Below are 11084 nucleotides of genomic sequence, written 5' to 3'. Positions count from 1 at the left end.
CCTGCTCCACCAGGGGCCGCTCGGTCCCCCGGGCCTGCGGGGCGATGTGCAGCGCGCCCCCGCCCCGTCCCCGTACCAGCCGCCCGCCGGTCCCCAGCGGCAGCGGCCCGTACAGCAGGGCCCCGCTCCCGTACGCGACCCCTTCGGTGCCCCGGGCGCGCAGCCCGGCCCCGGCCAGGGCGCTGCCTCCTGGGGCCGTCCGCAGCAGGCCCAGCCTCCGCAGCAAGCGCAGCCTCCGCAGCAGGTCCAGCCTCCGCAGCAGGTCCAGCCTCCGCAGCAAGCCCGGACTCCGCAGCAGGCCCGGCAGGCGCCGCACTCCCCGCAGGGGTACCAGCAGCCGCAGGCCGCCCAGCAGGCGCCGCCCCCGGCCGGCTCCTTCGGCGGCCCCGCCTCCGCCGGGCCGCAAGCTGCGGACCAGCCGGTCGTGCCGTGGAAGCCGCCGGTGGACGACCCGTTCCAGCAGATGGCCCGCGCCCAGTCCGCGGGCCGGCCCGCCGGGCTCGGCCGGCGGTTCGTCGCCCGGGTCCTGGACACCGTGGTGCTGGGCGCGCTGGTCGGCGCGGTGGGGTTGCCGCTGGTCACCGCGGCGATCGACCACATGGACGCCAAGATCGAGGCCGCGAAGCTCTCCGGCCGCACGGTGACGGTCCATCTGCTGGACTCCACCACCGCCGGACAGCTCGGCGCGGTCCTCGCCACCTTCCTCGTCGTCGGTTTCCTGCTGGAGGCCCTGCCCACCGCGAAGTGGGGCCGGACGCTCGGCAAGAAGCTCCTCGGCATCCAGGTGCGCGACGTCGAGTCCCAGGACGTGCCCACCCTGGGTGCCGCGCTGCGGCGTTGGCTCGTCCACGGTCTCCTCGGGCTGCTGGTGATCGGTGTGCTCGATGCCGCGTGGTGCCTGTTCGACCGCCCGTGGCGCCAGTGCTGGCACGACAAGGCGGCCCGTACCTTCGTGGCGGGCTGACCGCCTGTCACCTGGGGGCGGGTGAGGTCCCGGGTGCCGGGCCGTCGCCCGCCCCGGTCGGCTGACGGCCCGGTCGGCTGACGGCCCGTCACTCAAAAGCACCTGAGCCGTTGCGGGGTGGTGCGGGCCGGGGTGCACTGCCCGCATGAGCAACGACGCGCCGACGCCCGGCCAGCCGCCCGAGGACGACGATCCGTTCCTCAAGAAGCCCCAGGACCCACCGCCGTCGTCGGGCTCGCCGTACGACAAAGCGCCTCCGCCGCCCCCGCCCCCACCGCCCTACGATCCGGGACCGTACGGCGGCGGCCCGTACGGCGGCGCGGACCCGCTCGCGGGGATGCCGCCGCTCGGCGCGCCCGGGGTGCGTATCCTGGCGCGGCTGATCGACTTCCTGATCATCTCGATCCCGCTCTACCTGATCTCGCTGCCCTTCGGCGGCGCGGTCGACGTCACCTCGGACAACGGCGACAGCGACGTGGGCAACGCCGTCACCAACACGTACAGCGGGCACCAGCTGATCTGGTCACTGATCGCGTTGGTCTGCTACGTCGGGTACGACACCTACTTCACGCACAAGGACGGCCGCACCCTCGGCAAGAGGCTGCTGAAGCTGCGCGTCGCGATGCTGAGCGACGGCAGCGTGCCCAGCACCAACGCCTCGCTGATGCGGGCGGTCGTGCTCTGGCTCCCGGCGCTGCTGTGCTGCCCGTGCCTGTGGTGGCTGATCAACATCGTGCTGATGTTCACGGACAAGCCGTACCGGCAGGGCCTGCAGGACAAGGCGGCCAAGACGGTCGTGGTCAGTGCCGGCTGAGCGGTGCGCCGCCCGCGCGCGAGAGGCCGGGGCGCGCGGGTTCAGCGCCGCACGCGCTGGCCGACGCGCTCCTCGGCGGCCTCGCCCTCCTGGGGCGTGCGGTCGGTGGCCCGGTACGGACGGGGAGCACCGGCCGGGACCGGCCCCCCGGACCGGCGGAGCGTGGGGGCGGTCACCGCCACCAGTACCCCCAGCGCCAGCGCCGCGAGGCAGACGGCGCCCACGGCGGCCGACGACGAGGCGCCGGACACCAGCAGCAGGGCGACAGTGACGAGGACGACGGTGGCGCAACCGTAGGCGAGTTGAGCGGCAGTCGGACGCGGCATGGCGGTATCCGTCCTGGAGGTCGTCGGATGAGGGCCCGCCCGCACGTGGGGACGGCTCTACGACGGTGGATGCCCGTACGGGCCACGGATAAGCATGACCTAACCCCCCAACGCCGGTGCACAGGGGGCGCATTGGCTCACGACATGTGCCCATGCGTTCGAACGACGCGCCGGTTGGCCGAACATCGATTGTCCGGATACCGGAAGGCGGCTCCTGCATAGTGCACTTGGCCGGTACAAGTCAAGATCTGTCTTTTCTCCAGCAACTCCGATCGAATGTCGTCACTTGTGACGCGTCCACGTGCGCGCGGCCCCCAACCACCCCCTGGCCGCGTACGCGAACGCCCGGGGAGGACATCAGGTGACCAGTAAGAGAAGCGGCCTCCGCGCTGCCGCGGTTGTCGTGGCCATGGCCACGAGTGCGGCCACCGCGTCGACGTTCTTCGTCGCGCAGGCGGCCCAGCCGACGACATCGACAGGCACGTCCATCGCCGAGAGCCACGACCCGGCTCCGGAGAAGGCCGAGGACCACAACCTCGAAGGCCCGTTCAGCGAGAAGCAGAACAGCGAGCGCCAGGCTGCTCTGGAGCAGGTCATCTCGGGCGACAAGAAGGTGACCGACCGCAACGGTTCCAAGGTCGTCAAGCTCGACAACAAGAAGTACGTCGAGCTCGGCCGTGAGAAGACCGACAAGATCTTCACCATCCTGGTCGAGTTCGGTGACCAGGTGGACAACACGACCCTCTTCGACCCGGACGGCTCCGGACCCGAGGCGCCGGTCGTCAAGTTCGGCGGTACGCCGGGTCCGGCGCACAACCAGATCGCCCAGCCCGACCCGAAGAAGGACAACAGCACCGCCTGGCAGGCCGATTACAACCAGGCGCACTTCCAGGAGCTGTACTTCGGCACCAGCGCGTCCTCCAACTCGCTGACCAAGTACTACGAGAAGACCTCCTCCGGCCGCTACTCGGTCAACGGCGAGGTCTCCGACTGGGTCAAGATCCCTTACAACGAGGCTCGTTACGGCTCCAACTACTGCGGGGCCAGCAGCTGCGCCAGCGTGTGGGACGCCGTCCGCGACGGGGTCAACGCCTGGACCGCGGACCAGAAGGCCAAGGGCTCCACCACGGAGCAGATCAAGGCCGACCTGGCCCAGTACGACCAGTGGGACCGCTACGACTACGACGCCGACGGCAACTTCAACGAGCCCGACGGCTACATCGACCACTTCCAGATGGTCCACGCCGGCGAGGACGAGTCGGCGGGCGGCGGTGTCCAGGGCGAGAACGCCATCTGGGCGCACCGCTGGTACGCGTACGGCACCAACGCCGGGGCGACCGGTCCGACCGGCAACAAGGCGGGTGGCGCGCAGATCGGCGACACCGGCATCTGGGTCGGCGACTACACCGTCCAGCCCGAGAACGGCGGACTGGGCGTCTTCGCCCACGAGTACGCCCACGACCTCGGTCTGCCGGACCTCTACGACACCTCCGGCGGCGGCGAGAACTCGGTCGGCTTCTGGTCCCTGATGTCGGCCGGCTCCTGGCTCGGCCGGGGCCAGGGCGAGATCGGCGACACCCCCGGCGACATGACCGCCTGGGACAAGCTGCAACTCGGCTGGCTGAACTACGACACGGCGAAGGCCGCCACCAACTCCACGCACAAGCTCGGCGTTTCGGAGTACAACACCGCCAACAAGCAGGCGCTGGTCGTCAACCTCCCCGACAAGGAGGTCACGACCACCGTCGTCACGCCCGCCCAGGGCGCCAAGCAGTGGTGGAGCGGCAGCGGCGACAACCTGTCGAACACGCTGACCCGTTCGGTCGACCTCACCGGCAAGACGTCCGCCTCGCTCGACCTCTCGGGCTGGTACGACATCGAGGCCGAGTACGACTACCTCTACACCGAGGTGTCCACCGACGGCGGCGCCAACTGGACCGCGATCGACGGCACGGCCGACGGCAAGGAGCTGCCGCGCGACGCCAGCGACAAGCCGGCCCTGACCGACGCGTCCGGCGTGTACAAGAAGCTCTCGTACCCGCTCGACGCCTACGCGGGCAAGAAGATCGACCTCCGCTTCCGCTACGCCTCGGACGGCGGGGTGGCGGGCAAGGGCTTCACCGCCGACGCCCTCACCATCAGCGCCGACGGCGCCGTCATCTTCTCGGACGACGCCGAGGGCGACGACAACGGCTGGACGTCGAAGGGCTTCTCGCGGATCGGCGGGTCGTTCACCAACGACTACCCGCAGTACTACATCGCGGAGAACCGCCAGTACACCTCGTACGACGAGACCCTCAAGGTCGGCCCGTACAACTTCGGCTTCACCACCACCCGCCCGGACTGGGTCGAGCACTACTCGTACCAGAACGGCCTGATGGTCTGGCTCTGGGACACCTCGCAGGCCGACAACAACACCTCCGCCCACCCGGGCTCGGGTCTCATCCTGCCGGTGGACTCGCACGCCAAGCCGCTCAAGTGGACCGACGGAACGATCCTGCGGAACAAGATCCAGCCGTTCGACGCGCCGTTCAGCTGGTACCCCAACCAGGGGTTCACGCTGCACAACGCCGACGTGGCACTGAAGATCAAGCCGACCCTCGGCGTCCCGCTCTTCGACGACCACAAGGGCACCTACTGGTACGCGGAGAACCCGACCGGAAGCGTGAAGGTCGCTGACACCAACACGCGCCTCACCATCGTCGACGAGCCTCTCAGCGGCTCGACGATCACCGTGAAGGTCGGCCCCTCGACCAAGTAATTTGCATCACCGCAGGTCAAACCATGATCGGCCGTCGTCCCCTAGCGGACGGCGGCCGATCGTGTTTAGGTGCCTCTTATTCCGATCCTTATTGACACGACGTCTCACGGGGGAGCGCGAACCATGGCAGGCGGAGGATTCAGCAGATTGCCGGACGGCTCGGTGGTGGTGGCACTCACCCTGGCCCGTCCGCCCCACGGGGCCCGTCCCGGCGCCCCCGTACGCGTACTCGTCCACGCGGTGAACCGGGCCCGCGCCCTCACCCGGCTGCGCAACCTCGGGTTGCGCGCGGTCTACCTCCGGGGCAATGCCCAGCCGCCCACCCCGGACGAGATCACCGCCGTGCTGCACCACCCGGACGGCCTGCTCTGGCGGGACGCCCCGCAGGCGGCCCAGGAGCTCTGGCACCCGATACGGGCCCTGATGGCCCCGGCCGGACACCCGGGCCCGGCCGAGCCCGCCGCGTAGGCCGTGCGGGCCGTGTGGGCCGCGCCCGGCGGGCCGGGGCCGGGGCTCACTCGGGCCGGGCGACGACCGGTTCGCCGGACAGTTCCACACCCGCCGCGCGGAGGTCCTCCAGGGCCCGCACGGTGGTGGGCGCCGCGACACCCGCCGTCAGGTCCAGCAGGACGTGGGTGGTGAAGCCCTCGCGGGCGGCGTCCAGCGCGGTCGCCCGCACGCAGTGATCGGTGGCGATGCCGACCACGTCGACCTCGGTGACCCCGTGGTCCCGGAGCCACTGGGCCAGCCCCACCTCGTTCTCGTCGAGCCCCTCGAAACCGCTGTACGCCGCCGCGTACGCCCCTTTGTCGAACACCGCGTCGATCGCCCCGGAGGCCACGGCGGGCGCGAAGTTCGGGTGGAAGCCCACGCCCTCCGTACCGGCCACGCAGTGCACCGGCCACGAGTGCTCGAAGTCGGGTGTGGCGGAGAAGTGGTCGCCCGGGTCGACGTGGTGGTCACGGGTGGCCACCACATGGCGGTAACCGGCCTGGGCCTCACCGATCAGGTCGGTGATCGCGGCGGCGACATCGGCACCGCCGGCCACGGCGAGGCTGCCGCCCTCACAGAAATCGTTCTGAACGTCCACGACGATCAACGCGCGGTGCATGGCGGGTGTCCTTCGGTGGGGGAGCGGATGACGGGGCTGGGGGTGGGTACCGAGCACCGAGCCTAGGGTGTGTCCGGCGGACCCGGTCAAGATCTGCCGGACACACCCTGAGCGATCCGGCGCGGGCCCGGGAGGCGTTGGCGCCCTCCGGTACGGACCGGCCGACCGTCGCTCAGACGTACTCGGTCGGCAGCACCGGCTCGCCCCGGGACAGCTGCAGCGCCGACATCGGGAGCGCCGCGCGCGCCGCGATGTGCCGCTCGCGCGCCGCCTCCAGCGACTCCCGGGCCACCACCTCGCCGCCGCGCACCAGCTCCACCAGCAGCTGCCGCTCGGCCAGCTCCGCGGGCACGGGGCCGGTACCGATCACCTCGGCCTCGGCGACGCCCCGCGCGTCCACCCGGCGGGCCGCCCACTTGCGGCCGCCCATCGACGACTTGGCGCCCATCGACTTCTTCGCCACCGGCAGCAGCGGATCGGCCGGATCGGCGGACGCGGCACGCGCCACCAGCTTGTAGACCATCGAGCAGGTCGGACTGCCGCTGCCGGTGACCAGCTGCGTGCCCACCCCGTACGCGTCCACCGGGGCGGCGGCCAGCGAGGCGATGGCGTACTCGTCCAGGTCCGAGGTGACCACGATCCTGGTCTCCGTCGCCCCCAGCTCGTCCAGCTGCTGCCGCACCCGGTGCGCGACCAGCAGCAGGTCCCCGGAGTCGATGCGTACGGCCCCCAGCTCGGGTCCGGCGATGTCCACGGCCGTACGGACCGCCTCGGCGACGTCGTAGGTGTCCACCAGCAGCGTGGTGCCCCGGCCCAGCGAATCCACCTGCGCGCGGAAGGCGTCCCGCTCGGTGTCGTGCAGCAGGGTGAAGGCGTGCGCGCTGGTGCCCACGGTCGGGATGCCGTAGCGGAAGCCCGCCGCCAGGTCGGAGGTGGTGTGGAATCCGCCCACGTACGCGGCGCGGGCGGACGCGACCGCCGCCAGCTCGTGGGTGCGGCGCGCGCCCATCTCGATGAGGTTCCTGCCGCCGGCGGCGGCCGACATCCGGGACGCGGCGGCGGCGATGGCGGAGTCGTGGTTGAGGATCGACAGCACCACCGTCTCCAGCAGCACGCACTCGGCGAAGGAACCCTCCACCCGGAGCACCGGCGAACCGGGGAAGTAGACCTCGCCCTCCGGGTAGCCCCAGACGTCACCGCTGAAGCGGAAGTCCGCCAGCCAGGCGAGCGTCCGCTCGTCCACGATCTCCTGCTGGCGCAGGAACGCGATCATCTCGTCGTCGAAGTGGAAGTTCTCCACGGCGTCCAGTACGCGCCCGGTCCCGGCGAGGACGCCGTAGCGCCGCCCCTCGGGCAGCCGCCGGGTGAACGCCTCGAAGACGGAGCGCCGGTCGGCGGTGCCCGCCTTGAGGGCCGCCTGCACCATCGTGAGTTCGTACTGGTCGGTGAAGAGTGCGGTCGACGGCACTCCCACCCGTCGCCCCAGGTCCGCTGAGTTCATGGCAGGGATGCTACTCCACATCTCGTCAGAGTGACGAGATGTGGGTCGGTTTGTGCGCGGTGCCCCGTCGAGTGGCAGCATGGGAGGGGTGAGCGTCGCTTCCCCCGTAGAAATCGAACGTCCCGAGTCGGCCGAAGAGACCTTCGCCGTCCCCGAGCCCGACGTCCCCTGGGTGACGCTGGTGCACAACGACCCCGTCAACCTCATGAGCTACGTGACGTACGTCTTCCAGGCGTACTTCGGCTACTCCAAGGACAAGGCCCACAAGCTCATGCTCGACGTGCACCACAAGGGTCGTGCCGTCGTCTCCAGCGGTAGCCGTGAGGAGATGGAGCGGGACGTCCAGGCCATGCACGGCTACGGGCTCTGGGCCACACTCACCCAGGACCGCAACTGATCCCGCCCGCACCGCACTCCCCGCACCTCTGACTTCCGGAACTTCCGCCCCACCACCATCGGAGACCCCATGGCCGGCCACTTCGAGGCCACCCCCGACGGCGGCGCGGCCGTCGCGCTCGACGAGGTGGAGATCTCCATCCTGCGCTCCCTCGCCGTACAACTGCTGGAACTCGTCGGGCCGGGGGACGAGGTCGCCGAGGGTGCGGACCCGCTCGCGGCGCTCTTCGCCGAAGGCCCCAGCGAACCGCCCTCCGACCCCGCACTCGCCCGTCTCTTCCCGGACGCGTACGGCGACGACGACAAGGAACTGCGCGAGGCGTCCTCGGAGTTCCGCCGCTTCACCGAGATCGACCTGCGCGCCCGCAAGCGTGAGGACGCCCTCGCCGTCGTCCGCTCCCTCGACTCCCTCTCCAGCGGCGAGAGCGGCGGCGAGAGCGGCGACGGCGGCGAGAGCGGCGAGACCGGCGGGAGCGGTGGTGGAAAGCTGCGGCTCACCGCCGACCAGGCCCGCCAGTGGCTCGGTACCCTCAACGACCTGCGCCTGACCATCGGCACCCGGCTGGAGGTCAGCGACGAGGACCAGGGCCAGGAGGGCTCCCTCTACCGCCTCCCCGACAGCGACCCGCGCAAGCCGATGGTGCTGGCCTATCTCTGGCTCGGCGCCCTTCAGGAAACGCTGCTCGAAACACTGATGTCCTGACTCCCGCCGGCAAGGGCCGCACCGTGCGGCCGGCGGCTCAGAAGACGCTCAAATCCGCATAACGATCACGTCACCCGGACGGCCGCTTTTGCAGTGGCCGGAAACGCTTGTCCGCTTTTTCCTGTGGTCTGCGCCACAGAATGTCCGAGGGTGCCCCGACATGGGCGTGATAGATCTTCACGACCGCCGGGGGCGCCATCCCTGTTCCCGGGGGCGCTGTCCGCCGGCCGACCGCCGGCGGCACTCCATCCATTTCCGGGGGGAAACAGGACACGGTCCACGGCCCCACACGGCCGCGGTCCGTCGTGGAGAAAGGCGCAGTGACATGACATCCGCAGAGGTCGACAGCGGGCAGCCCGAGCGGGACGCCGCCGACGTCCACGGGAGCGGCGAGGGGTACCAGCGCGGCCTGGGCGCCCGTCAGATCCAGATGATCGCCATCGGCGGAGCCATCGGCACCGGGCTCTTCCTCGGCGCCGGCAAGGCCATCGCGAAGGCCGGACCCAGCCTGATCCTGGCCTACGCGGTAGCCGGCCTCGTCATCTTCTTCATCATGCGCGCACTCGGCGAACTCCTCATGTACCGACCGGTGTCGGGCTCCTTCTCCGAATACGCACGCGAATTCGTGGGCCCCTTCGCCGGATTCGTCACCGGCTGGACCTACTGGCTCTTCTGGGTCGTCACCGGAATCACCGAAGTGACCGCGGGAGCCCAGTACATGACGTACTGGTTCGACATTCCGCAATGGGTCTCCGCACTGTTCTTCACCCTCGTCCTGTACGGCGTCAACCTCATCTCCGTGAAGGTCTTCGGCGAGCTCGAATTCTGGTTCTCGATGGTCAAGGTGACCGCCATCGCCGGCATGATCCTCATCTGCGCCGGAATCCTCACCCTGGGCTTCTCCGACGCCGGCGACACCGCTTCCGTCACCCATCTCTGGTCCGACGGCGGATTCTTCCCGCAAGGCATCAGCGGCACTCTGATGACCCTGCAGATCGTCATGTTCGCTTTCCTGGCAGTCGAGTTGGTCGGCGTCACCGCCGGGGAGTCCAAGGACCCCCGGACCGTCCTGCCCAAGGCGATCAACACCGTGCCCTGGCGCATCGCCGTCTTCTACGTCGGCGCGCTGATCATGATCCTGTCGGTGGTGCCGTGGACCGAATTCCAGCCCGGTGTCTCGCCGTTCGTCGCCGCCTTCGAGAAGATGGGCCTCGGGATCGGCGCCGGGATCGTCAACTTCGTCGTCCTCACCGCCGCCCTGTCGTCCTGCAACTCCGGCATGTACTCCACCGGGCGCATGCTCCGCGACCTCGCCCTCAACGGCCAGGGCCCCCGCACCTTCACCCGGCTCACCCGCAGCGGCACCCCGCTCGTCGGCACCACCTTCTCCGCCGCCCTGATGCTGGTCGGCGTCTGGATCAACTACCAGTGGCCCGGCCAGGCGTTCACCTACGTCGTCTCCTTCGCCACCATCTCCGGCATGTGGGCCTGGATCATGATCCTCGTCTGCCAGCTCCGCTACCGCGCCCGCGCCGACCGCGGCGAACTCCCGCACTCCACGTTCCGGGCCCCCGGCTCCCCGTACACCAGCGCCTTCGCGCTCGCCTTCATCGGCCTGGTCGTCGTGATGATGGCCGTCGACAAGGACACCCGGATCTCGCTCTACTGCGCCCCGTTCTGGGCGCTCCTCCTCGGTGTCTCCTACCTGGCACTCAGGGCGCGCGACCCGCAGAACGCGGCGTTCGCCAAGCGCTGAGCTCCGGCTCCGGACGCGTTGGAGCCCTCGGAGCCCAACTCCCCGCCGCGCGCGGCACCTACCGCCCCGCCGCACCTCGGACCATCCCTCCCACGGACCGCCCGGCCGCCCCAACGGCCCCGGCGGCCGGCCTCCGGGTCCCGGCCCACCGCACCTCGGCGGGCCGGGACCCGCCTGCTTATCCTGGGCGCCATGCTGACCCTCACCCAGGCCCTCTACGACCAAATCGTCGCCCACGCCCGCGCCGACCACCCCGACGAGGCGTGCGGCGTGGTCGCGGGACCGGCCGGCACGGGCCGCGCCGAGCGATTCATCCCGATGCTCAACGCCGCCCGCTCGCCCACGTTCTACGAGTTCGACTCGGGCGACCTCCTCAAGCTCTACCGCGAGATGGACGACCGCGACGAGGAGCCGGTCGTCGTCTACCACTCGCACACGGCGACCGAGGCGTACCCCTCGCGCACCGACGTGACCTACGCCAACGAGCCGGAAGCCCACTACGTCCTCGTCTCCACCGCCGACACCGACGACGCGGGCCCGTTCCAGTTCCGCTCCTACCGCATCGTGGACGGTGTGATCACCGAGGAAGACGTGGAGATCGTCGCGGCGTACTGAGCCGGCGCACCGGACCCGCGCACATCGAGCGGCACACCGGAATCCACGGGCGGCGACGCCAAGGAGTCCGGGACCGCCGACGCGCTGCGCGCGCTGGGGGCGACCGTCCACATCGGTCACGCCCCGGCCCACCTGGC

Annotated in this window: 12 protein-coding genes; 8 read left to right on the top strand and 4 right to left on the bottom strand. The window is 70.4% G+C overall.

Going from position 1 to position 11084, the window contains the following annotated elements; translation table 11 throughout:
* Nucleotides 1–406 (bottom strand): hypothetical protein (locus ACWD3D_RS25775; RefSeq protein WP_451463168.1); only part of this gene is annotated, 406 nt, incomplete at its 3' end.
* Between the two features lie 36 nt (nt 407–442).
* On the opposite strand from ACWD3D_RS25775, the gene ACWD3D_RS25770 reads away from it, so the two are divergent.
* A complete protein-coding gene (locus ACWD3D_RS25770) occupies nt 443–964 on the top strand; it encodes an RDD family protein (RefSeq protein ID WP_451463167.1) in 522 nt (173 codons plus the stop codon).
* Nucleotides 965–1109: 145 nt separating this feature from the next.
* Nucleotides 1110–1778, top strand: coding sequence for an RDD family protein (locus ACWD3D_RS25765; protein WP_451463166.1), 669 nt, complete (start codon nt 1110–1112; stop codon nt 1776–1778).
* A 41-nt stretch (nt 1779–1819) separates the two neighbouring features.
* Here the strand turns inward: ACWD3D_RS25765 and ACWD3D_RS25760 are convergent, their stop codons facing one another.
* The gene (locus ACWD3D_RS25760) at nt 1820–2104 is read right to left on the bottom strand and encodes a hypothetical protein (RefSeq protein WP_451463165.1); all 285 of its coding nucleotides are present in this window, start codon (nt 2102–2104) and stop codon (nt 1820–1822) included.
* A gap of 409 nt (nt 2105–2513) precedes the next feature.
* On the opposite strand from ACWD3D_RS25760, the gene ACWD3D_RS25755 reads away from it, so the two are divergent.
* Both ACWD3D_RS25755 and ACWD3D_RS25750 read left to right on the top strand, forming a co-directional pair.
* Nucleotides 2514–4865 carry an immune inhibitor A domain-containing protein gene (locus ACWD3D_RS25755; RefSeq protein WP_451463169.1) on the top strand — a complete coding sequence of 784 codons (2352 nt, stop codon included), beginning with the start codon at nt 2514–2516 and terminating at the stop codon, nt 4863–4865.
* A 123-nt stretch (nt 4866–4988) separates the two neighbouring features.
* Nucleotides 4989–5333 (top strand): hypothetical protein, encoded by a 345-nt coding sequence (locus ACWD3D_RS25750; RefSeq protein WP_451463164.1) that lies wholly within the window; start codon nt 4989–4991, stop codon nt 5331–5333.
* 46 nt (nt 5334–5379) lie between these two features.
* On the opposite strand, the gene ACWD3D_RS25745 is transcribed toward ACWD3D_RS25750, so the two are convergent.
* Nucleotides 5380–5976, bottom strand: coding sequence for an isochorismatase family protein (locus ACWD3D_RS25745; RefSeq protein WP_451463163.1), 597 nt, complete (start codon nt 5974–5976; stop codon nt 5380–5382).
* Nucleotides 5977–6148: 172 nt separating this feature from the next.
* Nucleotides 6149–7477 carry a nicotinate phosphoribosyltransferase gene (locus tag ACWD3D_RS25740; RefSeq protein WP_451463162.1) on the bottom strand — a complete coding sequence of 443 codons (1329 nt, stop codon included), beginning with the start codon at nt 7475–7477 and terminating at the stop codon, nt 6149–6151.
* 79 nt (nt 7478–7556) lie between these two features.
* Here ACWD3D_RS25740 and clpS point away from each other — a divergent pair, with 79 nt between their 5' ends.
* The 4 genes from clpS (at nt 7557) to ACWD3D_RS25720 (ending at nt 10947) form a co-directional block, all read left to right on the top strand.
* Nucleotides 7557–7874 (top strand): ATP-dependent Clp protease adapter ClpS, encoded by a 318-nt coding sequence (gene clpS / locus ACWD3D_RS25735; protein ID WP_266704862.1) that lies wholly within the window; start codon nt 7557–7559, stop codon nt 7872–7874.
* 69 nt (nt 7875–7943) lie between these two features.
* A complete protein-coding gene (locus tag ACWD3D_RS25730) occupies nt 7944–8576 on the top strand; it encodes a DUF2017 domain-containing protein (protein WP_451463161.1) in 633 nt (210 codons plus the stop codon).
* A 325-nt stretch (nt 8577–8901) separates the two neighbouring features.
* Nucleotides 8902–10332: an amino acid permease gene (locus tag ACWD3D_RS25725; RefSeq protein WP_451463160.1), complete on the top strand. Its 1431-nt coding sequence runs from the start codon at nt 8902–8904 to the stop codon at nt 10330–10332.
* A gap of 192 nt (nt 10333–10524) precedes the next feature.
* Nucleotides 10525–10947: a Mov34/MPN/PAD-1 family protein gene (locus tag ACWD3D_RS25720; RefSeq protein WP_451463159.1), complete on the top strand. Its 423-nt coding sequence runs from the start codon at nt 10525–10527 to the stop codon at nt 10945–10947.
* Nucleotides 10948–11084 lie beyond the last annotated feature (137 nt).

The organism is Streptomyces sp. NPDC002690 (genome assembly GCF_053592415.1).
This window is presented reverse-complemented; position numbering and strand designations above follow the sequence as displayed.